At 66.1% G+C, this 21,952-nt stretch carries 16 protein-coding genes and 1 other RNA gene; 1 reads left to right on the forward strand and 16 read right to left on the reverse strand.

Features of this window, described 5'->3' with window-relative positions:
- Window positions 1-355: 355 nt before the first annotated feature.
- The 9 genes from hrpB to NX05_RS17180 form a co-directional block, all read right to left on the reverse strand.
- Window positions 356-2,857 carry an ATP-dependent helicase HrpB gene (gene hrpB, locus NX05_RS17140; RefSeq protein WP_039436908.1) on the reverse strand — a complete coding sequence of 834 codons (2,502 nt, stop codon included), beginning with the start codon at window positions 2,855-2,857 and terminating at the stop codon, window positions 356-358.
- A gap of 421 nt (window positions 2,858-3,278) precedes the next feature.
- Window positions 3,279-3,752, reverse strand: coding sequence for a YehS family protein (locus NX05_RS17145; RefSeq protein WP_010370381.1), 474 nt, complete (start codon window positions 3,750-3,752; stop codon window positions 3,279-3,281).
- Between the two features lie 166 nt (window positions 3,753-3,918).
- Entirely contained in the window at window positions 3,919-4,278 is a 360-nt protein-coding gene (uraH, locus tag NX05_RS17150) for a hydroxyisourate hydrolase (RefSeq protein WP_039436511.1), read from the reverse strand.
- Window positions 4,248-5,669 (reverse strand): FAD-dependent urate hydroxylase HpyO, encoded by a 1,422-nt coding sequence (hpyO, locus tag NX05_RS17155; RefSeq protein ID WP_039436513.1) that lies wholly within the window; start codon window positions 5,667-5,669, stop codon window positions 4,248-4,250. The genes uraH and hpyO overlap by 31 nt, the downstream gene beginning before the upstream one ends.
- The gene (gene uraD / locus NX05_RS17160; protein WP_039436514.1) at window positions 5,666-6,157 is read right to left on the reverse strand and encodes a 2-oxo-4-hydroxy-4-carboxy-5-ureidoimidazoline decarboxylase; all 492 of its coding nucleotides are present in this window, start codon (window positions 6,155-6,157) and stop codon (window positions 5,666-5,668) included. Before uraD ends, hpyO begins: the two co-directional genes overlap by 4 nt.
- Window positions 6,154-6,549 (reverse strand): oxalurate catabolism protein HpxZ, encoded by a 396-nt coding sequence (gene hpxZ, locus NX05_RS17165; RefSeq protein WP_039436515.1) that lies wholly within the window; start codon window positions 6,547-6,549, stop codon window positions 6,154-6,156. The genes uraD and hpxZ overlap by 4 nt, the downstream gene beginning before the upstream one ends.
- Window positions 6,546-7,436, reverse strand: a complete 891-nt coding sequence (gene puuE, locus NX05_RS17170) for an allantoinase PuuE (protein ID WP_039436516.1) — start codon at window positions 7,434-7,436, stop codon at window positions 6,546-6,548. The genes hpxZ and puuE overlap by 4 nt, the downstream gene beginning before the upstream one ends.
- Entirely contained in the window at window positions 7,433-8,689 is a 1,257-nt protein-coding gene (locus NX05_RS17175; RefSeq protein ID WP_039436517.1) for a pyridoxal-phosphate-dependent aminotransferase family protein, read from the reverse strand. Before NX05_RS17175 ends, puuE begins: the two co-directional genes overlap by 4 nt.
- Window positions 8,679-9,899 carry an allantoate amidohydrolase gene (locus NX05_RS17180; RefSeq protein WP_230597556.1) on the reverse strand — a complete coding sequence of 407 codons (1,221 nt, stop codon included), beginning with the start codon at window positions 9,897-9,899 and terminating at the stop codon, window positions 8,679-8,681. The genes NX05_RS17175 and NX05_RS17180 overlap by 11 nt, the downstream gene beginning before the upstream one ends.
- A gap of 626 nt (window positions 9,900-10,525) precedes the next feature.
- Here NX05_RS17180 and NX05_RS17185 point away from each other — a divergent pair.
- On the forward strand, window positions 10,526-13,030 hold the full coding sequence (locus NX05_RS17185) for a S9 family peptidase (protein WP_039436910.1): 2,505 nt from the start codon (window positions 10,526-10,528) through the stop codon (window positions 13,028-13,030).
- 46 nt (window positions 13,031-13,076) lie between these two features.
- Here the strand turns inward: NX05_RS17185 and NX05_RS22985 are convergent.
- The 7 genes from NX05_RS22985 to NX05_RS17215 form a co-directional block, all read right to left on the reverse strand.
- Window positions 13,077-13,153, reverse strand: a non-coding RNA gene (locus tag NX05_RS22985) — sX9 sRNA.
- A 62-nt stretch (window positions 13,154-13,215) separates the two neighbouring features.
- Entirely contained in the window at window positions 13,216-13,674 is a 459-nt protein-coding gene (gene gvpU / locus NX05_RS17190) for a gas vesicle accessory protein GvpU (protein ID WP_039436519.1), read from the reverse strand.
- 228 nt (window positions 13,675-13,902) lie between these two features.
- Window positions 13,903-15,483, reverse strand: a complete 1,581-nt coding sequence (locus NX05_RS17195) for a gamma-glutamyltransferase family protein (protein ID WP_039436520.1) — start codon at window positions 15,481-15,483, stop codon at window positions 13,903-13,905.
- Entirely contained in the window at window positions 15,483-16,943 is a 1,461-nt protein-coding gene (locus tag NX05_RS17200; RefSeq protein WP_039436521.1) for an AtzE family amidohydrolase, read from the reverse strand. The genes NX05_RS17195 and NX05_RS17200 overlap by 1 nt, the downstream gene beginning before the upstream one ends.
- A gap of 428 nt (window positions 16,944-17,371) precedes the next feature.
- A complete protein-coding gene (locus tag NX05_RS17205; protein ID WP_039436522.1) occupies window positions 17,372-18,532 on the reverse strand; it encodes a nucleoside hydrolase in 1,161 nt (386 codons plus the stop codon).
- A 149-nt stretch (window positions 18,533-18,681) separates the two neighbouring features.
- Window positions 18,682-20,226 carry an adenosine deaminase family protein gene (locus NX05_RS17210; RefSeq protein ID WP_039436523.1) on the reverse strand — a complete coding sequence of 515 codons (1,545 nt, stop codon included), beginning with the start codon at window positions 20,224-20,226 and terminating at the stop codon, window positions 18,682-18,684.
- A gap of 124 nt (window positions 20,227-20,350) precedes the next feature.
- Window positions 20,351-21,664 carry an NCS2 family permease gene (locus NX05_RS17215; RefSeq protein WP_039436526.1) on the reverse strand — a complete coding sequence of 438 codons (1,314 nt, stop codon included), beginning with the start codon at window positions 21,662-21,664 and terminating at the stop codon, window positions 20,351-20,353.
- Window positions 21,665-21,952: the final 288 nt, after the last annotated feature.

Here is a 21,952-nt window from a genome sequence, read left to right on the forward strand (position 1 = left end):
TCCTTTCTGAGTACGTGCTGTGCAGTCTGTGCGCTGATGCGTATAGGCGGCGTTAGCGGGGCTGGGTGTCGTTTGGCTTACGGTTAGGAAGGGCGCTGCGCACTGGTGCAAACGCTGCTGAAAAGGGCAGGGAAAGGCAGCGCAAGTTTGGATTCCCTCGAGCCTGCGCCCCGGACCCTCGCCCCACTCCGCGCCCCACTCCGCGCCCCGGCCCGGCCCGCGCCAGCGACGCGGGCGCTCCTAAGACACGCGCTCTTTCGGTGCGCAAGCAGTGCCTTGTCGCCTCGTGAGAGAGGGGCTCGTTCAGGAGACCAGGGCCACCGGGTCCTCTCCCGCTGCCGCCGGTCCGTGCGTCTCAGGTCCCGCGAGGTTTGGCCCGATGGGTTGCTGCAGCCGTCCAAGGATCGTCAGGCCACGGATGCCGCGGATACCGCCCCCTCATCTCTTTTTTAACGTCCGGATACGTGTTCGCCCAGAAACTCTCCAAATCCTGTGTCACCTGCAATGGGCGTCCGCCGGGGGAGAGCAGGTGCAGGGTCAAGGGGATGCGGCGGTCGGCGATGCGCGGGGTTTCGGCCAGGCCGAACAGTTCCTGCAGTTTGACTGCCAGCACCGGCGGTAGCGGTTGGCCGGCATGGTCGAGGGCGTAGTTGATCTGCCGCTCCATGCCCGACGGCACGCTGATGCGGGTGGGTGCGTGGCGGTCGATGGCCTGGCGGCGCTCCCATGGCAGGGCGGCCTTGAGTGCTTCGCCCAGGCTGGCTTCGTCCAGTGCGTCCAGGCGGGTCTTGCCGGCGAAGGCCGGGCGCAGCCAGGTATCCAGCGTCGCCAGCAGCGCGGTGTCGGAGAGATCGGGCAAGGCGAGTTCGGGCATCCACGTGCGCAGCGCCTGCACGCGTGCGCGCCACTGCTGCAGATTTTCGGTCCACGGCAGGGCGTCCAGGCCGAGCTGACGCACGGCGTCGGTCAGCGCGGCGGCGGCGTGCGCCGGGTCGACGCGGCCGGCCGGGCGGCTGTCGAGCACGATGCGGTCGAAACTGGATTGGCGACGAGCGACCAAGGCCCGCTTGTCTGCGTCCCATTGCACCACGTCCTGCTGCACGAAGCGCTCGGGCAGGCTGCGGCGCAGGTAGGCTTCATCCACCGGGGCGGCGCGCAGCAGCAGGGCGTCCTTGGCTTCGTAGCGCAACTCGCTGGCGACCAGCCACGGTTCGCCACGCAGATCGCTGTGGTCGAACAGGCGCGCGCTGCGTCCATTGGCGAGCAGGTAGCGCAGCGGGTCGGCCGGGTGGCGTGCGGCAATACGGTCGGGGAAGGCATGCGACAGCAGGTCGCCGAGTGCGTGCGCTTCCACGCTGGACGGCGGGGCGCTGTCGCAGCGCAACCGGCGTCGCCATTGCTTGGCGGCGCTGTCGATCGCGGCCAGGCCGCCGCGATTGGCGTCGGCTGCGCTGCGGCCCTGACGGAAGGCCGCCAGCGCACGCCAACGCGCGGCCAGCCCGTCGCCGCCCTGACGCAACGGGTCGCGTGCTTCCAGCAGTGCGGCCAGGTCGCAGGCCAGCGCCACACGCGGCGCTTCGCCAGCCTGCGCCAACATCGCGGCCAGGCGTGGATGCGTGCCCAGCGCGAGCATGCGCCGGCCGAGCGCAGTGATGCCGCCGCCTGCAGTGAGCGCGCCCAGCCGCTGTAGCAACTCGTGCGCGGCGGCCAGCGCACCGCTCGGTGGTGCATCGACAAAGCGCAGCGCGGTGCTGCCCCAGGCGGCCAATTCCAGTGCCAGGCCGGCCAGTTCCACCTGGGTAATTTCGGCGCGGCGCTGCGGTTCCAGCCGTTGCGATTGCGGCCACAGCCGGTAGGCCCAGCCGCTGGCGACACGCCCGGCGCGACCGGCGCGTTGGTCGGCCGAGGCCTGCGCAATTGTGGTCACATCCAGCCGCGAAAAGCCGCTGTTGGGGTCGTAATGCGGCTCGCGTGCGAGCCCGCTGTCGATCACCACGCGCACGCCGGGCAAGGTGACCGACGATTCGGCCACGTTGGTGGCCAGCACCACGCGGCGGCGGCCTTGCGGGTCGGGCTGCAACACCTGGCTTTGCGCCTCCACCGACAGCTCGCCATGCAGCGGCAGTACCTGCACCGCCGGGTCCAGTACATCCTGCAGCGCGCTGTGCACGCGCGCGATTTCGCGTTGGCCGGGCAGAAACACCAGCACGTCGCCGGGATGCGTCGCCAGCGCGTGCTCCACTGCACGCCGCGTCTGCGGCTCCAGCGCTTCGTCGCGGCGTGCGGGAAAGTGCGCGATCTCCACCGGGAAACTGCGCCCGGCACTGCTCAGCCGTGGCGCCTCCAGAAAGCCGGCCAGGCGCTCGCCATCCAGCGTGGCCGACATCGCCACGATGCGTAGGTCCTCGCGTACCTGTGCCTGCACATCCAGCGCTAGCGCCAACCCCAGGTCGCCGGCCAGATGGCGTTCGTGGAATTCGTCGAACAGCAGCACGCCGACGCTTTCCAGCATCGGGTCGTCCTGGATCAGTCGGGTCAGGATGCCTTCGGTAACGACTTCAATGCGGGTGCGCGCGGAGGTCTTGTTCTCGAAGCGGATGCGGTAACCCACCGTCTCACCGACCGGCTCTTCGAGCTGGCGCGCCATGAACATCGCCGCGCTGCGGGCAGCCACGCGGCGCGGTTCCAGCATCACGATCTTGCGGCCGGCCAGCCACGGTGCATCCAGCAGCGCCAACGGCACCTGGGTGGTCTTGCCGGCGCCAGGCGGCGCTTCCAACACCAGTCGCGGATGCGCGGCGAGACTGTCGCGAATCTGCGGCAACAACGGGGAGATCGGAAAAACGGGGTCGGTCATGCGCGGGAAGGATACGGGCTGCGGCACGCTGCGGCGACGATGTGACGCGTTGGATGCATCAATGCCGCCAACGGTCACGCAATCAGCGAGGACGCCGCGCAAGAACGTTCGCAGGTGTTTTTGCTGAAGAATGAAACCGCAAGGTCACGCGGCTTGGTTGTTGCTCATTGCTGCGCTGAAACGGTGCGGATCGACCAACTCGACTGATCCTTGCCCGCTCACCGCGTAAGTGCGTGCAAGGACGTACTTGCAGCGTATCGCACGACCGTGGGCCGCCAAGGGCCTTGCAAACGCAACGAGGTCGAGGACATCGCACCAGACAGCTTGCTGGCGGTCTCTTGAAGAACAAGGACACCGCATCGCGGTGTCATCAGACCGTCCGGGTCAGGCCGATCTCACCAACAGGACGTCGACCGGGACATCAACCGGCTTCGCGCATCCGGGATGTCAGGCCCTTGAGGAAGGCGCGCAGCAGCTGGTCGCCGCAGGGACGGAAATTCTTGTGGCCGGGTTGGCGGAACAGGGCGGAGAGTTCCGGCTTGGACAGCGGGAAGCCGGCGCTGGCGAAGATGGCGTGCATGTCGACATCCTTCAGTTCGAAAGCCACGCGCAGCTTCTTCAGCACCAGGTTGTTGCCGACCCGGGTTTCCAGCGGGCGCACCGGCTGGCTCTCGTCGCGGCCGCGGAATCGCAGCACCAGGCCGTCGAGAAAACGCGCCAGCATGGCATCGGTGCAAGGCTCGAAGCCCGGCTCGTCTTCCTTCTTCAGCCAGGCCTGTACCTGCGGCTTGTCGAGCGCGAACTCGGGGTCGGCCAGGTGGGTGATGTCCACCACCTTGTCGTCGCTGAGGTCGAGCATGTAGCGGATGCTGCGCAGTACATCGTTGTGGATCATGACCGTTCCGGTGCCCCGGCCTGTCGCCGGAAAGCGGTTATTCTACGGGGCTTGAGTGAAACCGGCCTGACACTGGGCGCAGCGCGTCACTCGCGCCAGCGTTGCGATGGAAGCACGGACCGTCGGGCAGGAGGGCCCGCACTGCCTGCGCCGCGTTAGACAGCGCTCAGCTGCCGCGATAGGTGGAGTACCCGTACGGCGAGAGCAGCAATGGCACGTGATAGTGGCCGTCGCTGGCGATGCCGAAGGCGATCGGCACCTGTTCCAGAAACGGCGGGTCGGCCAGCGCCATGCCGGTGGCCTGCCAATAGCGGGCGACGTCGAATTCCAGCCGGTAGCGGCCGGGCTGCAGCGCGAGCGCGGCCAGGTCCGGGCAGCGGCCGTCCTGGTTGGTGACGCCTTCGAAGTGCAGCGTGTCGCCGGCGAACAGGCGCAGCGGCACGCCAGCGGCGGGGCGGCCGCTGGCGATGTCCAGCACATGCGTGGACAGGGTGCTCATGCCACCGCCTGGGCGGGTTGCGGCCATTGGCCGACAAATTCGGGCTGGTCGTAGGCCAGATAGGTTTCGACGATGGCTTGGCGGTCGTCCAGGAACAGTTGGTCGGCCACCGCGCGGGCAAGCCGTGGCAGTGCGATCTTTAGCCCTGACAACGCTGCGGCCGAGGGGCCGTGGTTGATCAGCGCCGAATAGTTGAACGCGAACAGCCCATGCAGCAGTGCAGCATCGTCGGGCGTGCGCGGTAGCAGCTCGAAGCCCGGCCCAAGATACGGATGCGCGTCCAGCACCGGGTTGGCCTGGCCCGGCGGCGGCTGATAGCGGTCGCCCCAGCAGGCGATGCGGCTGGACAGCGCAGCCAGCTCCGGGCGCAGCTGCGGGTCTGTGACCAGGCCAGTGGCCACTGCCAGAAAATCGAAACGGTGTTCGCCCTGCGGTGTGCGGACGATGACGTCGCCATCGCGTTCGGCGACGTCCAGCCATGGCGCACCCAGATGCAGCGCAAAACCGGCATGCGCGCAGGCGCGTTGAAAGGTGTCGTTGGTGGGAGGTTGGTTATGCGCGAAGAAGCTGGCCATCATCCGGTACTTGTCCGCATCCGGCAGGCTCAAAAAGCGCGGAATGATGCCGGCCTGCTCCATGTGCCGGAAGGGATTGATGCGCGGCAGTTCATTGCGGCGTACGAATACTTCCGCACTGGCAACGCCTTGTTCCAGCGCAAAACACGCATTGTCAAACGCCGAGGCACCGCCGCCGAGAATGCCCACGCGCTTGCCGGCCAGCGCGGCGAAATCGATATGGCTGGAGGTGTGTGCGTAACGCTGCGCGGGCAGGGTGCGGCTGATCCACTCGGGCACCACCCACTGGCCGCCGCCCTGGATGCCGGTGGCCAGAATCAGTTTGCGCGTGAGCAGCGGCGCACCCATCGCCAGATGCAGGCGATGGATGCCGGGCGCGACGTCCGGTTCTACGCGCACCAACTGGGTGGCGTTGCGCACCGGCAAGCGCAGCGTTGTGCGATACCAGCGCAGGTAGTCCATCCAGCGGGCGCGCGGAATTTTGTCCAGCGCGTCCCACGCGGCACTGCCGTACTGCGCCTCCCACCACGCGCGGAAGGTGAGCGATGGCACGCCCAGATCGATCGAGGTGATGTGCTTGGGTGTGCGCAAGGTCTGCATGCGCGCGTAGGTTACCCACGGGCCTTCCTGCCCGGCCGGGTTTTCGTCGATCACCAGCACGTTGTGCACGCGCTCGCGTTGCAGCGCGAACGCCGCACCCATGCCGCTCTGGCCGGCGCCGACGATGATCACGTCATACACATGCCCGGCCGGATGCACGCGCGGTTGCACCCAGGCATCGCCGCCGTGTGCCAGGCATTGCAGGTCGTGGGCGAGCGCGCGTTCGAGTTGGGCCAGGCTCATGGCAGTGCCTCCAGGCGCAGGTGAACGATCTTGCCGATTTCGGCGATAGCGGTGGCGATCTCTGCCTTGCGTGATGCGTCCAGCCGCTGCTCCAGCGCGGCGAGAATGCCGGCCTTGTCATGCAGCCGTACGCAGATCACGAACGGAAATCCGAAACGGTGGCGGTAGGCTTGATTGAGCGCGTGGAAGCGCTTGAATTCGTCTTCGCTGAGCCGGTCGAGCCCTGCCGATGCCTGCTCTGCAGCGGAGGCTTCGGTGAGCGTGCGATCGATCGCGGCCTTGCCGGCCAGCTCGGGGTGCGCGCGAATCAGTGCGACCTGATCTTCCTGCGAAGCGTCCAGCACCACCTGCATCAAGCCGCGATGCACATCGGCGAACGGCCGCCGCCGCAGCGCACGCTCGAGCACCCACGGCGAGTGCTCGAACAGGTCGCGATAACGCGCCACGAAGGCGGCATCGTTCAGCATGCGGTCGTCGATAACGCTCATGCGTGCATTCCTTGCAGTGAGACGTGCGCGGCCACCACTTTCCAGCCGTCGGCAAAGCGCACCCAGCTCTGACTTTGCCGCCCATGTGCATTGCTGCCCTCGCGCATGAATTCTGCGTGCGTGGTGGCGAAGTCGTGGCCAAAGCCGTGCACCTGCACATGCGTCAACTGACGCTGCGGTGAGCCGCCGCGGCCGATGCGGAATGCGCGGATCGCATCGATGCCGTACAACACTTCGCCCACGCCATAACGCACCGTGCTGGGCGCTGCATGGAACAGCGCGTCCATCGCCGCGATGTCGTCGCGCATCAGGGCTGCTTCATAGGCATGAAACGCGGCCGTCACTTGCGCGATCACCTCGGGCAAATCGATGTCGGAGGCTGCAATGTTCATGCGGGATGCACCTGTAGCCAATGGCGCGCGATATCGATGCGGCGCGCAATCCAGGCATCGCCGCTGTCCAGCACATGATCGACAAAGCGTGCTAGGGCCGCCGCACGCGCCGGCTTGCCGACGATGCGCCCATGCAAGCCGATCGAGAGCATGCGCCCGCCCTCGCTGCGCAGTTGCTCGAAGCTGTCGCGCAGATAGCGGAAGAACGGTTCGCCATCGGCAAAGCCGTTGTAGGCGACGAATTTCATATCGTTGGCGTCCAGCGTGTACGGCACGATCAACTGCGCGCGGCCGTGGCGGCTGTCGTAGTACGGCACATCGTCGGCATAGCTGTCGGCGTCGTAGACAAAGCCGCCTTCTTGGGCGATCAGGCGCGCGGTGTTGGGGCTGGTGCGGCCCTGGTACCAGCCCAGCGGGCGGCTGCCGGTGACGCGCGTATGCATGGCGATGGCCTCGGCAATATGCGCGCGCTCGGTGGCCTCATCCAGGTATTGGTAGTCGATCCAGCGCAGACCATGGCTGGCGATTTCCCACTCGGCCGCCTGCATCGCGGCTACCGCTTCCGGATTGGCTGCCAATGCCTGCGCCACACCGAACACCGTCAACGGCACATTGCGTGTGGTGAACAAGCGATGCAGCCGCCAGAAGCCGGCGCGGCTGCCGTATTCGTACAGGCTTTCCATCGCCATGGCGCGTGCGCCGGGTTGCGATTGCGCACCCACCATTTCGGAGAGAAATGCCTCAGAACCAGCATCGCCATTGAGTACGCAGTTTTCCGCGCCTTCTTCGTAATTGATGACGAACTGCACCGCGATGCGCGCGTCGCCTGGCCACTGCGCCGCAGGCGGCGTGGCGCCATAGCCGACCAGGTCGCGCGCAGCGTTCATGCCTGCGCTTCCGCGTGCCATGCGGCCAGTGCTGCTTCCACCGCCAGGCCTTGCGTGCAAGCGTAGCCTTCGGCACGCAGCACCGCTTCCAGCGCGGCCAGGGTGATCAGCACCTTGTGCTTCATGGCGTTGTAGCCCATCGCCCCGATGCGCCAGATCTTGCCTTGCAGCGGGCCGAATGCCGTGCCGATTTCGATCTCGAAATCTTCGCGCATGCGCCGGCGCACCGCATCGCTGTCGATGCCGGGTGGAATCACTACGCCGGTGACATTGGTCATGCGATGCGCATCGTCGCCGAACACCTCCAGCCCCAATGCGCGGATGCCGGCATTGACCGCACGCCCGGCGGCCGCGTGACGCGCGAAGCGTGCATCCAGGCCTTCCTGCAGGGCAACGCGTGCGCACTCGCGTGCGCCGTATAGCATGGTGGTGGCTTCGGTGTGGTGGTTGAGGCGCTTGTCCGACCAGTAATCCATGATCATCGCCAGGTCGAAATAATTCGAGGCGATGCGCGGGCCGCTGCCGTTGAGGATGTCGTCGCGCACGATGCCGCGTTCGACATGGCGGCGCGCGAAGATCGCCTCGGCCGCGCGTTCGGAGACGGTGATCGGTGCCGAGCCGGACGGCCCGCCCAGGCATTTCTGCAGGCCGGCGGTGACCACATCCATCTGCCAGCGGTCGCTGGCGATAGGCATGCCGCCCATGGTGGCGGTGGCGTCCACATAACTCAGCGCGCCGGCTGCGCGGCACAGTGCGCCGACGCCATCGAGCGGCTGCGCCATGGTGGTGGAGGTGTCGCCGTGCACGGTGGCCACCAGTTTGGGCGCGACGCGCTCGATCGCCTCGGCAATCGCGCTCAGCGGCAGCACTTCGCCCCACGGCGCGTCCACGGTGTGCACCTCGGCGCCGAGGCGGCCCAGGATTTCGGTGAGCAACAAGCCGAAGCGGCCGAAGTTGAGCACCAGCACGCGGTCGCCGGGGCTGACCAGCGACACCAGCGCGGCTTCGATGCCGGCGCGTGCGGTGCCATCGACCAGAAACGTCCAGCGGTTGTCGGTGCCGAACAATGGACGGTACAGCGCCATCACCTCGTTCATGTAGGTGGTCATTTCCGGATCGAACTGGCCCAGCAGATCGGCTGCCATCGCGCGCAGCACGCGCGGATGCGCATTGACCGGGCCCGGGCCCATCAACAGGCGTTGCGGTGGATCGAGTTCGCCGAAGGTGTGCAGGTGGCGCAGATCAGGTGACAAGGGGATCTCCCAGGTGTTCGATGAAGTGGCGCATGACCGCCAGTGCGCGTTCGGCATCGGCCGGGTCGACGTGTTCGTCCGGATGATGGCTGATGCCGCCGGCGCAGCGCACGAACAACATCGCGGTGGGGCACAGCGATGCCATCACCATGGCATCGTGGCCGGCACCGGAGACCAGCTGACGCGGTGCAATGCCTTGTGCGGCGACCGCGTGTTCCAGGCGCGTGATCAGTGCCGGCGCGCAGGGGCTTGCGGCCAGTGTTTGCAGCGGCTCGATGGCGATGGCGATGCCGCGGTGCGTGGCGATCTGCGCAAGCGCCTGTTCGATCTGGTGCACGGCTGCATCGCGGCTTGCATCGCTGCCGGCGCGTACGTCCAGCGTGCAGTCCACACGGCCTGGCACCACATTGGTGGCGCCGGGTGCGACCTGCAGCTTGCCGACCGTGGCGACCAGATCGCTGCTGCCTGCGCGTGCGATACGTTCAATGGCCAACAGCGCTTCGGCCGCGGCGCTCAATGCGTCGCGGCGCAATGCCATGCTGGTGGTACCGGCATGCCCGGCGCGGCCGTCCAAGCGCAGTGCGAAGCGCCGCTGCGCTGCGATAGCGCTGACGATGCCGAGCGGTAGTCCTTGGGCCTCCAAGACCGGGCCTTGTTCGATATGGGTTTCCAGATACGCCAGCACGCTTCCGGGTTTACGTGCGGCGTGCTGGACGTGGGCGATATCCAGATTCCACTCAGCCAGCGCGTCGGCCACAGTGATGCCGGCGGCATCGGTGACCGCCAACGTGGTGGGGTCGAGGGTGCCGGCCACCGCGCGGCTGCAGAACATGGACGCGGGAAAGCGCGAGCCTTCTTCGTCGCCGAAAGCGATGACCTCGATGGCGAACGGCAGCCGGCGCCCATGCGCATGCAGTGCGGCCACGCATTCGATACCGAGCAGGATGCCGAGCGGGCCGTCGTAGCGGCCGGCGTCGCGCACGCTGTCCAGATGGCTTCCAATCAGTAGCGTCTGCGCGTCTGGTTGCGTGCCTGCGAAACGGCCGACCAGGTTGCCCAGGGGGTCGATGCGCACCTGCATGCCGGCTGCTTCCATCCAGGCTCTGACCTGTTTCACCGTGGCGCGGTGGGCGGGGCCAAGCCAGCCGCGGAAGAGTCCGGTGTCGCTGTCGCTATAAGGCGCAGTGCCCAGCGCGTCGCAGCGCGCCACCGCACGCGCACCGCCAGGAGCGGTGGGGTCGGCGGTGGCTTGGCGGGAGGGCAGGGCAGCGGGCATCGACAGAACCAACAGGGCTCGCGGAGCTTTCAATAGCAGCCCGGGGAGCAGGCGGGAGAGGTGACGCTTCGACTATAGGGAGCCGGTCCTGTCGCCATCAAAGAGTATTTTCGCAGGCTGGCGCTGCAAAAAATGCAACGCGTCGTCTGCATGCGCTGGCCACGCATTGCACGGCGATGGTGCAAGGCTGGCCGATGCCAGCCACCCACACCGGCGCAACCACGATCGCCGGCTCTGCAGAACGTCGGTTGATCGAATGCGCACATGCCAGCCGCCGCTGCCGACGCCACGAGGCAAGCGCGGCCAGTCTTCTCTTCCCGCGAACGCGCGGGCCTAGCGCAAGGGTCTTCCGATGGCTCAACAGGGCACCTCGCACAGGAGACGCATGCGATGAAGATTGCCAACTCCATCACTGATTTCTTTCGCGCACGCTCGGGGCATCGGCATAACGCTGTGGGTCCGCATCCGCAATGCGGAAGTCGCGACAGGGATGCGTCCACGTGCAAATTGGCGGGCAACCAGGCGTGCTAGCTTGCGGCGCTCACCGCCGAGATATGCCGATGATCGCCTCGCACCGATGGACAGCGTTGTTCGTGCTCGTCAGCCTGATGCCGGTGCCTGCGGTTGCAGGGACGCCGGAGGGTGGTTACCGGCAGCCACCGGAGCCGCTGCTGAGTGTGATGCGCGCGCCGCTCAATCCATCGCCGCGGCCGGATCCTACCGGCAGGACCTTGTTGCTGGTGCAGCGCACCCAGTACCCGCCGATCGCGCGGGTGGCCGAGCCCTATCTCAAGCTCGCCGGCGTGCGGGTGGAGCCGCGCACGCATAGCCGCCACGATATGTCCGACGGATACGGCATTCGTTCCTGCCTGGAAGGCTTCAGCCTGGTGGATATCGCCAGCGGCAAGCAGACGGCGGTGAGCTTGCCGGCCGGCGCCTGTCCGGCCTTGCCGGTGTGGTCGCCGGATGGGCGTCGGTTCGCCTTCAACAACACGGCGGCCGACCGTGTCGAGCTCTGGGTGGGAGACGTCGCCACCGGGCAGGTACGCAAGATCGACGGTGTGCAGCTCAATCCTGTGCTTGGCGGCGAGATCCAATGGCTGGGCGGCAGCAACACACTGCTGTTGAAGACGGTACCGCAGGATCTGGGCCCCGCACCGCGCAAGGCGGCGGTGCCGCCGGGCCCGGAGGTCAAGGAAACCATCCAGGGCAAGGGTGAAAGCAGTACCTATGAAGCCCGCGACACGCTGTCCAGTCCAGAGGAGGAGGCGTTGTTCACCTATTACGCCACCGCGCAACTTCTCACGGTGGATGCGGCAACCGGCAGTCAGCGCAAGCTCGGGACACCTGCGGTCTACAGCAATGTGGATGGCGCGCCCGATGGCCGCCACGTGCTGGTGGAACGGTTGAAGCAGCCCTATTCCTACGTCACTACCTATGCGCGGTTTGCTCACGATGTAGCGGTGCTGGATCTGGCCAACGGCAACGCGCGTGTGCTGGCCAACCTGCCGGTCGCGGACCGGGTGCCGGTGCAGGGCGTACCGAGCGGCCCGCGTGCTTATTCCTGGCGCGCCAACCAACCAGCCACGCTGGTCTGGGCCGAGGCGCTGGACGGCGGTGACTGGAAAACCAACGTGCCGGCACGCGATAAGTTGATGACGCTGGCGGCACCGTTCACCGCCAAACCGCGCGAGCTTGCGCGCGTGCAGCAGCGGTATGTGGGCCTGTCGTGGTTTGCCGAAGGCGGGCAAGCCTTGCTGGACGAGTACGACGATAACCGCCATTGGCGGCGGACCACGCTGGTGGATACCGACCGCCTCAGCGCTGGGGGCCGGGTGTTGTTCGACCTGTCCACCGACGATCTGTATGCCGATCCCGGCCTGCCCGAGATGCGGGTGCTCGCCAACGGCCAAGCCGTGCTGCGCGAGGCGCAAGGTGTGCTGTTCCTGAGCGGGCAAGGTGCCTCGCCCGCGGGCGACCGGCCATTTCTGGATCGCTACACGCTTGCCACCGGCAAGAGCCAGCGGCTGTTCCGCAGCGACGCGAATGTAGACGAGGTGTTCTTCGGATTTGCAGAAGACGAGACCTCGCGCCTGCTGACCTGGCATCAGTCGCTGACCGACCCGCCCAATGTGTACTTGCGGACCTTGGGCGAACCGTTACCGGCGCCGGCTGCGGGCGAAGCCGCCTTTGCGTCCACTGCCACGCCGGTGACGCATTTCGCGGATCCAACCCCGCTGGTGCGGCAGATCAAGAAGCGTCTGGTGAGCTACAAGCGCAAGGACGGTGTGGACTTGTCGTTCACCCTGTACACGCCGCCCGGCTACAAGGAAGGCACGCGCGTGCCGGCCATCCTGTACGCCTACCCGCTCGACTATGCCGATCCCTCCAAGGCTGGTCAGGTCAGCGGTGCCAGCGAGCGCGATTTCACCCGTCTCAATTACTACCAGCTGCTGCTGTTGGCCGGTTACGCCATCATCGACGATGCCGCATTCCCCATCGTGGGCGACCCCAAGACCGCTTACGACACCTACCTGCAGCAGTTGGTGGACGACGCCACCGCTGCGGTGGACAAGGCCGTGGCGTTGGGCGTGGTCGACCGTCAGCGCATCGGCGTCACCGGCCATAGCCACGGCGCGTTGATGACGGCCAATCTATTGGCGCATACAGACTTGTTTCGCGCAGGCGCCGCCACCAGCGGCAGCTACAACAAGACCTTAACGCCATTCGGATTCCAGAACGAGCGTCGTTCGTTCTGGGCAGCACCGGACGTTTACGCGCAAGCATCGGCGTTCTTCCACGCCGATAAAATCAACCAACCGTTGTTGATCGTGCATGGCATGGACGATGCCAACCCCGGTACCGAAACCACCCAGGCACCGCGCTTGTTTCAGGCCATTCGCGGCAACGGTGGCACTGCACGCCTGGTGCTACTGCCGTTCGAACCGCACTGGTACAGCGCACGCGAATCCAACGAAGACCTGGTGGCTGAAATGCTGGAGTGGTTCGACCGTTACGTCAAAAACGCACCGCCGCGCGCGAAGGTCAGCACGCCAAAAATGTGAGATGACCCGCACCTCACACAAACGCGGACCTTGCCAGGCTTAGACCGGCTAACAAACCGTAGCGAGCGGTCGTCAGGTGGGCGTGGACGGCGCGCTCAGAATCGCAGCGTACGCGTGGTACATGCCGATTCCGAGCACCGGCCGCGCCCGCCTGGCGGTGAGCGCAGTCGTTTTGTTACCTGCTCTTAGTCTGCCGACAGCGACCCAAGGGTAAAGCCGGACACAGCATTCACCTTGCCGCGCCACAGCACGCCACGGTTGCTGGGCAGTGGCTGGCCGCCGGGCGAGAAGCAACGCGATTCGATCAGGTGGATGAACTGCGGCGGCGTGCTGCTCTGCTGCGCATCGTCTTCGGAGTCGTAGATGCTGGCGTGGCTGGCAAACGCGCGGCGGATATCTTCTTTTTCATCGGCACCGCCGGGGTAGGCAGCAGAGAATTCCTGCGCAAACGCCTCGAAATATCGCTTGCCGCTGACCAGTTGGCCGGAAATGACGACGCCTTCGACAAACAACGTGACGCCGAACTGCACGTCCGAGTTGTTGGCAATGCCGACCAGCTTCTGCAGATACCAATCCACGCTTTGGCCATCGAACGCCAGCTTGACGTCTTCCAGCGACGGCTGATTTTGATCTTGGTCTGTCATGTTGCTCTCCCTGAGTAGATTCAACGACGCGTTAGCAGTAACGCAGATGTGGTTGGCTCGCCATTGGCGTGCTTAAGCATGGCACACGGACCGCCAAGTTTGCCGCGGTTGGGTTCGCTACCGACTCTCCGGCACGGCCGCCCTGCGACACATGGACGCTTCATCCTGATGCGCGCCATGCTGCGAGTGTTGGGGGGGGGCGCCGCAGTCGCGAAACGAGCGCCGTGGTCACCACCCCGCCACCGCCCCATCGGAGCGCGGGTCACTTGCGCCGCTGATCACGCCATCGACCTCGCGCACCAACGCGCCGGCATGCCCCATCACCGAGGTATAAGCCGGGTGCAGTTCCACCGCATGCCCAGCCTCGCGCAGGGCGTGCACCGCTGCTGGGTCGAAACGGTTTTCCAGCTTCAATGACGTGCTGTCTTCGCCCCAGGTGCGGCCGAGCAGCCAGCGTGGTGCGGTGATCGCTTGTTGCAGCGGCATGCCGAAGCGCGCGTAGCGGGAGAACACGGCGGCCTGGGTTTGCGGTTGGCCTTCGCCGCCCATGGTGCCGTAGGCCATGACGCGGCCGTCGTCGAAGGTGGCCAGCGCCGGGTTGAGGGTGTGGAAGGGTTTGCGCCCGGAGGCGAGGGCGTTCCAGCCATCGGGGGCGAGGCGGAAGCTGCAGCCGCGGTTCTGCCAAGTGATGCCGGTGCGCGGCAGCACCAGCCCGGAGCCGAATTCGAAGTAGGTGGACTGGATACAACTGACTGCGCGGCCGTGCGCGTCGATGGCGCCGAACCAGACGGTGTCGCCGGCTTGCGAAGGCTGCGGCCAGGGCAGGGCCGTGGTCATGTCGATGCGTGCGGCAAGCGCGTCGAGTGCAGCACTGTCGTCGAGCAACGCCTGCGCGTCGAGCGTCATCCAGGCAGGGTCGCCGATGTGCGCGTCGCGGATCAGGAAGGCCTGTTTGCTTGCTTCGACGAGCCCATGCAGATGCGCGTAGCTGTCTGCTTCTTCCACCTTCAAGCGATCAAACAGTGCAAGGATCAACAGCGATGCCAGCCCCTGCGTTGGCGGTGCGTGGTTGTAGAGACGCGCGCCATGGATGGCGGCCGAGAGCGGCACGCTGGCTTCGGCGTGATGGGCGGCGAGATCGTCAGCGCTGAGCGGGCTGCCGAGCGCGTGCAGATCTGCAGCGATGTCGTAGGCAAGCGCACCGCGATAAAAACTCTCCAGTCCTTCATCGGCGAGCCGTTGCAAGGTATGCGCGAGCTGCGCTTGCTGCAGCAGCGCGCCTTCGTGCAGAGGGATGCCGCGCGGCTCGAAAATCTCGGCATAGGCGCCCGGTTGTGGACGCAGCTCTGCACTCTTGCTTGCAGCAATCTGCGCGCCGCCCAGCGTCATCGGCACGCCAGCACTAGCGTGATGGATCGCATCGCTCAACAGCCGTTGCAGGGGCAACGTGCCGCCGGCGTGCTGCAGCGCAAGCGCCCAGCCGGAGACGGTGCCGGCCACGGTGTTGGCCGCACCGGGGCCGCGCCACGGGATGCTGCTGTGGCCGCGATAGAAATCCAGTGTTGCGGCTCGTGCGGCGCGGCCGCAGGCGTCGATGGTATGCACGCGCCCATCGGGTTCGTGGATGAGCCAGAAGCCATCGCCGCCGATGCTGGTCATGTGTGGGTACACCACTGCCAGGCAAGCGGCGGTGGCGACGGCGGCTTCGATGGCATTGCCACCGTCGCGCAAGACATCCCGCCCGGCCTGGCCGGCGAGATGGTGCGGGGCGACCACCATGCCGCGGCGCGCGCGCAGGGTATGCAGCATCAGCGTGGCTCCGGCGGCGGGCTGAAGGCGAGCAAGCCGTCGCGTTCGAGTTGCGCGGCGAGGGCGAACACGCGGTCTTCGCGACCCGGCGCGGCAATCAGTTGCACGCCCAGCGGTAAGCGCCCGGGGCGCGGCAACGGCGCGGCCAGCACCGGGCAGGCGGCCAGCCCAAGCGGTTGGGTAAAGATGCCCAGATTGGCGCGTGCAGAGACCGGCAGGCCGTCGATCTGGATGGTGTCCTGGTCGATGCGTGGCGCCACGCACGGCGTAGCCGGTGCGATGAGCACATCGACGTCGTCCCATAGCGCGTGCATGGCATTGGCAAACCAGTGTGCAAAGCGCTGCGCGTCGGCCACTGCGCTGGCGGGCAGCTGCAAGCCGGCGAGCAGGCGGTCGCGTGTGGCTGGGTCGAATTGCGCGCCGTGCGTATGGAGTGCGCTGCGGTGCCGATGTCCGCCTTCGGCGGCGGTGAGGACGAAGGCCGCTGCGCGCGCGCGTTCTGCTTCCGGTAGTTCGATCATGGTGGTGCTGTTGCAGGCGGTGAGCAATGCCTCCAGCCCGGCATCGAGATCCGGATCGAGATTGCGTTGAAACCAGCCGCCCAGCCGTGCGATGCGCAGGTTGCCGGTCGTGCGCGAAGGCAGTGCATGCCCGCGCATTACTTCATACACGCGGCGCAAATCGGAAACCGACGTGGCGAAGGGGCCCACCACATCCAGCGCATCGACAAACGGGAACACGCCATCCACGGGCACGGCGCCATGCGTCGGGCGCAGGCCGTAGACACCGCACAGCGCAGCCGGCACACGGATCGAGCCGTTGGTGTCCGAACCGAGCGCGAACGGCACCAGCCCGGCGGCCACTGCTGCAGCCGAGCCGCCCGATGAGCCACCGGCCAGGTGCTGGTGATCGTGCGGATTGGTGGTCGTGCCGTAATGCGCGTTGACAGTGGCAAAGCCGTACGCGAATTCGTCCATGTTGGCAGTGCCCACCAGCACCGCACCGGCATCGCCGAGCCGTTGCACGACCGCGGCATCGCGGGCGGCAGGCGCACACTGCGCGCGCACCGCCGCACCGGCGGTGGTGACCTGCCCGGCGACATCGAACAAATCCTTGACCACGAATGGCACGCCGGCCAACGCGCCACCGTCGCTGCCACCGGCGAGCGCGGCCTGCACACGCGCGGCATCGGCCGCAGCACGCGCTGGCAGCAGGCGGGTGATGGCGCACAGGCGGTCGTTGGCCTGGTTGATGCGCGTCAGCGTCTGCGTGGCCAGCCGCGCGGCCAGCGTGGGCTGACTGCGCGTGGTGCTGACGATGGAAGCGATCTGGCCGCGTGGGCCGCCACCGTCACGGGTGGTCGCGGGCGGCGCGTTGAAGGCGGCCAGCAGCTGCGTGTGCCCGCGCAGCACTTCGGTATTGCGATCGACGCCGGCCTGCCACTGCGCTGGGAGTTGCATGGGTCACCTGTTGGAGAGCGGAATTTGGGATTGGTGATTCGTATTGCCTGCGCGGTGTGCAAGCAACGCAACTGTGCCTGCTGCTGATTTAGAACCTGACGCGGGGCGGATGGGACGAATGTATAAGCCGTTGAAGCACGAGCAGGCAATGGAATGACTGCGGATGTACAGTTTCTAGCGTTCGATCTAACCACGCGGTAGTGGCATGGCGCTTCGTTTCGTCTCAGGCTTGGGTTGGGCCCTTCTCACGCCGGGGCGAGAAGGTACGGTTTGCGCACCACTGGCACGCGTGCGTTGGAGCGCTCGCGTCGCAAACGCGGGTTGGGGCGCGGGGCGGGGGTTGGGATGAGGGTGCCTCGGGAGTTGGAGATGTGTCAGGCATTTGCTCCGCGCCGTTTACAAGCTACTCAACCGGCGCAGCACTGTCATCAGCACGCCGAACACTCATCCGCCCTTCGGGCACCTTCTTCCCATAAAGGGGACCGAGGTCTCGACGGGAGAAGGGGTAAAGGCAATCCCACCGCTGGCGGTTGCGGCGCAGTGAGGCGATCGATCAACAGCTGCTCGAATGCCTGCACATCCACTGCATGCACCACCGTCTGCGCCTGTTCGCCCAGCCCGGGCTGATACCCCGGTGCCCACGACAAGATATCGCCATACCCGGCATCGAAGGCGGTGTTGGTGTCGACGTAGAGCCTTTCGGTGTGCGTTGCCAACTCCGGGTGCAGCCACACTGCGGTGGCCAGTTCGTCCCACATCGGAAAGCCCGGCTCGCGGCTGCGTAGCGCGTGGCCGATGGTGGTGTCGGCCGCACTCATGCGTGCCAGCAATTCGGGAGTGAGTTCGGTGGCGGTGGATGGGTCGACCGGCACCATGGTGATTTGGCGCCACGGGGCGCGCATGACGATGCTGGCCGCTTCCGGGTCCCAGCGGATATTGAATTCGCGGCGCGGCGAGTTGACGAATTCGCGCGCGAATTGCTGTGCGCTGATGCTGTTGCGCTGTTGCCGGGGATTGAGGCTGCCGCCCATGTAGACCAGCTCGCGCGTCAACGTGGCGAAGGCCGGGTCCAGCGATTGCGCCAGTGCCAGGTTGGTCAACGGGCCGGTGGCAATGATGCTTACCTCGCCCGGGTATTGGCGCACCATGCGCAGCATGAATAACGCGGCCGGCTCGTCGGAGGCGCGCACCACACTGGGATTACCCAAGGCCAGATCGGGCACCACATCGTGCGCGTGATAACGCGGCGCGCTCTGCACGGTGTCGCCATCTACCCAGTGTTTGGTCCACGCGCCTTTCCAGACGAGTTTGCCGTACAGCGCTTCCCAGCGTTCGGTGGCCAACTCGCTGTTGAGCAGCGGATGCACCGGGCCGGGGAGCACTGGAATCTGCGGGTGTCCGGCAAGTTCCAGCAGGCGGCAGGTGTGCGCCAACACTGCATCGCGCCAGATGTTGCCGCTGACAGCACTGATACCCAGCACCTCGACGTCGGGCGATTGCAACAACAGCAACTGCGCGGGCGTGAAGCCGTCGATATCGTCTTCGAGAATGACGAGGCGCTTGGGATGTGGGGAGGAAGAAGCGGTCATTGATGTCGGGTGATCGAAGGTGAGTGCATCGTGGCGATGATGAAACACGTTGGCACAGAGAAGTTGTAGGAGCGCGCTTGCGCGCAAGGTGGATTTACCGGCGACGCCACATCGCGCGCAAGTGCGCTCCTACGTCATATGCATCTGCACTAGCGACGCTGCGCAAGCAACGTACGCTCGTACTGCGCCAGGTCGGTTTCCAGCTGCCATTGCAGGCGTGCCTTTTCGCTGCTCTTGCGGAAGTCGCGGCAGGTTGCGTCATCCGTCTCGCGCTGCACTGCTGTGGCGCAGGCCGATGCAGGGGCACCTTCGGCAGTCCACAGGCTGGCACCTGGCAGGAAGCTGTAGCTCAGACCATTGCGGGCGAGTTGTTTCAGGGTGGGGTAGTCGATGCCTTGTTCCTGCATCGCGCGTTGGTATTCGTGGGTCATGTCCGCGCGCGAGACGCCGGCATCATCGGTGGACAGCACCACCGGTACGCCGGCACGCAGATACAGCGCCAGCGGATGCGCGGCGCCTTTGACGCCCAGGATCACATCGTTGCTGGTGAGATTGATCTCCACTGCAATCTGCTCGCGCCGCATGCGCTGCAGCAGTGCATCGGCATCCTCTTCGTAGGGTAGATCCACGCCATGACCGATGCGGCGCGCACCCGCATCCAGCGCCTGCCGGATATGCGAGCGCAGCTGCGCCGGCGGCACCAGCCCCAACGTCAGCTCGCCGGCATGCAGCGACAGCGGCACACCGGGGTAGCGCGTTGCGAAGAAGCGGAACATCGCCATGTGCCGCGCGTAATCGGCCAATGCCACCGGGTTGTCTTCCGGCGCGACGATGTTGAGCGCCACTGCGCGGGTAGTGCCGGCAGCGATCAGCGCATGCGCTAGCGCCATCTGCCCAAACACCATCGGCTGCGGCAGCACACGCAACACGTAGGGAACATAGCGGTAATCGACCGTGCAGCCGGGGCGAGCATCGGCCTGGTCGCAATGCAGCACACGGCGTATCTGGGCATCGATGTCGGCGAGGTCGCGCTGCGCGGCTTGCACCAGCGGCGGCAAATCGGCCTGCAATGCGCGCAGATTGGCCGCGTCGTCATAGCCCTTCCACTGCAAGGCTTGCATGCGCTTGGCAGCCTGATCCATCTGCGGTGGGTTGGCGATGATTTCCACGTACGGCACGCGGTCGCGTGCGGCCTGCTCCAGCACTGCGGCGACGGTGTCGGCAACGCGGGTGCGTACCACTGCATCGAACTTGCCGAAGGTGCTGAAGAACTGATCGTGCCCGGTGGGTTGCGCTGGGCTGGGCAGGAATTTGCGCATCGACAGCGAATCCACCACCCGGCCATACAGCGCGGCATTACGCGCTGCCAGGCCGCTGGCCGGTTCCTGGCCGGCACCGCAGGGCGGCGCGCGCAAGCTCAGATCGCTCAGTTGGACGCAGGCACCATCGTCGCTGGCCCATTGCAGATAGTCCTCGGCATACACCGAGCCAGAGAGATGGTTGTGCAGATCGCCACCTTTCGGCATCGCCTGTAGCCAGGTGCGTAACTGCGCCGGCTGCGCGGCAGCATCACGGAATAATTGCGCGACATGTTGTTCGCGTTGTTGCGCAGGCGCTAGCGCTGGCCGTGCGTGCGCGACGATGGGTAAGAAAGCGCACATGCTCAGAAGCAGGCAGCGGTGAAGAATGGGCATGCAGGAAGCTCGGTAAGAGATGCGTTGGCGTGCGAGCGCCGATGAAGGTGTAGCTTGCCTGGCAGCGCGACGCTCGGCCAGCCACGTGCTCGCCTGCAGGTCGTCGCGCGCGCGACGCCGTCGGTCATTCCAGCGCATAGCGCAACACGAATAATCCCGCGATCGCCCAGGTGGCTGGATGCACACCGCGCCAGCGCCCACTGCCGAGTCTGAGCGCCGCATAGGTGATGAAGCCGAACGCCAGCCCGGTGGCAATGGAATAGGTCAACGGCATGGCTAGCATGCAGATGGCCGCCGGCAACGCATCGCCCACATCGTCCCACTGAATCTGCGTGCATTCGCGCAGCATCACCGAGGCCAGGTAGATCAATGCCGGTGCAGTAGCGTAGGCCGGCACCATCGCGGCCAGCGGCGAGAACAGCAGCGCGAGTAGAAACAGGCCGGCAACCACCAGCGCGGTGAGGCCGGTGCGCCCGCCCACCTGCACACCGGCGGCGCTTTCCACATAGGCGGTGGTGCTGGAAGTGCCAAGCAGCGAGCCGGCCAGGATGGCGGTGCTGTCGGCAAGCAGGGCGCGGTCGAACTGGTGGCGCTGCGCGGGCGTATGCAGCAGACCGGCGCGTTGTGCCACGCCCATCAGCGTGCCGGTGGCGTCGAACATTTCCACCAGCACGAACACCAACACTACGTGCACCACTGCAGCGAGCGCGCCGCTGCCGCCATGGCCGTGCAGCGCGCCTACGATGTCCAACTGCAACAACGTGGGCGCCAGGCTCGGCGGCAGCGACAGCACGCCGGTGTAGTGCACCAACCCCAGTGCCAGGGCAGTCACGGTCACCGCCAGAATGCCGAGCAGCATGGCACCACGCACGCGGCGCAGTTCCAGTACGCCGATCAGCAGCAAGCCGGCCAGCGCAAGCAGCGGCTCGGGCCGATGCAGATCGCCCAACGTGAGCAAGGTCTGCGGATGTGCCACTACCAGCCCGGCTTTCTGCAGCCCGATCAAGGCCAGAAACAAGCCGATGCCCACCGCAATGGCGCTGCGCAAGGTGGGTGGAATCCCATCCACCAACCATCGCCGCGCACCAGTGACGGTGAGCAGCAAAAAGATGCAGCCGGAAACGAACACCAGCCCAAGCGTCTGCTGCCAGCTGTAGTCCAATGTGCCGACCACGCTGAAAGCGAAGAACGCGTTCAAGCCCATGCCCGGCGCCATGCCGATGGGGTAATTGGCCAGCACGCCCATCAACAGCGAGCCGAGCGCGGCGGCAAGGCACGTGGCCACGAACACAGCGCCATGATCCATGCCGGTGGTGGCCAGGATGTCGGGATTGACGAAGACGATGTACGCCATGGTCAGAAAGGTGGTGGCACCTGCCAGCACCTCCGTGCGTACCGTGCTGCCGTTGGCGGCGAGCGCAAAACCCGGCCAGCGCATCAGCGTGCGCTCGGGGCGGGGAGTGAGTTGACGGCAGGACAAACGAACATCGGTAGACATCTCATCGATATGGGGCGGCATGCGGCAGCAGCGCACTGGCGCGGACTGCCCATCTTGCCCTGTTGTGCTGCGCTTGCCACGGACATCGGGCGCGGATTTTGGTGCGAGGGGAACTCACCAAACGTAGCGCGGAATCTTTAGGCGGCGATATCACGCATTGTCGCGCTGTATGTGCCTTGGCTGACGTGCGCATTGCAGCGCGCACGCGAACGGATTGCGCGGCACATT

This window comes from Xanthomonas vasicola, from assembly GCF_000772705.2.
GTDB classification, from domain to species: Bacteria; Pseudomonadota; Gammaproteobacteria; order Xanthomonadales; family Xanthomonadaceae; genus Xanthomonas; species Xanthomonas vasicola.

What these genes read in the sequence shown, in the direction of transcription:
- hrpB (WP_039436908.1), bottom strand. Translation starts at nt 2,857, where the DNA reads ATGACCGACCCCGTTTTTCCGATCTCCCCGTTGTTGCCGCAGATTCGC.
- NX05_RS17145 (WP_010370381.1), bottom strand. Translation starts at nt 3,752, where the DNA reads ATGATCCACAACGATGTACTGCGCAGCATCCGCTACATGCTCGACCTC.
- uraH (WP_039436511.1), bottom strand. Translation starts at nt 4,278, where the DNA reads ATGGCCGCAACCCGCCCAGGCGGTGGCATGAGCACCCTGTCCACGCAT.
- hpyO (WP_039436513.1), bottom strand. Translation starts at nt 5,669, where the DNA reads ATGAGCCTGGCCCAACTCGAACGCGCGCTCGCCCACGACCTGCAATGC.
- uraD (WP_039436514.1), bottom strand. Translation starts at nt 6,157, where the DNA reads ATGAGCGTTATCGACGACCGCATGCTGAACGATGCCGCCTTCGTGGCG.
- hpxZ (WP_039436515.1), bottom strand. Translation starts at nt 6,549, where the DNA reads ATGAACATTGCAGCCTCCGACATCGATTTGCCCGAGGTGATCGCGCAA.
- puuE (WP_039436516.1), bottom strand. Translation starts at nt 7,436, where the DNA reads ATGAACGCTGCGCGCGACCTGGTCGGCTATGGCGCCACGCCGCCTGCG.
- NX05_RS17185 (WP_039436910.1), top strand. Translation starts at nt 10,526, where the DNA reads ATGATCGCCTCGCACCGATGGACAGCGTTGTTCGTGCTCGTCAGCCTG.
- gvpU (WP_039436519.1), bottom strand. Translation starts at nt 13,674, where the DNA reads ATGACAGACCAAGATCAAAATCAGCCGTCGCTGGAAGACGTCAAGCTG.
- NX05_RS17195 (WP_039436520.1), bottom strand. Translation starts at nt 15,483, where the DNA reads ATGCTGCATACCCTGCGCGCGCGCCGCGGCATGGTGGTCGCCCCGCAC.
- NX05_RS17200 (WP_039436521.1), bottom strand. Translation starts at nt 16,943, where the DNA reads ATGCAACTCCCAGCGCAGTGGCAGGCCGGCGTCGATCGCAATACCGAA.
- NX05_RS17205 (WP_039436522.1), bottom strand. Translation starts at nt 18,532, where the DNA reads ATGACCGCTTCTTCCTCCCCACATCCCAAGCGCCTCGTCATTCTCGAA.
- NX05_RS17210 (WP_039436523.1), bottom strand. Translation starts at nt 20,226, where the DNA reads ATGCCCATTCTTCACCGCTGCCTGCTTCTGAGCATGTGCGCTTTCTTA.
- NX05_RS17215 (WP_039436526.1), bottom strand. Translation starts at nt 21,664, where the DNA reads ATGCGCTGGCCGGGTTTTGCGCTCGCCGCCAACGGCAGCACGGTACGC.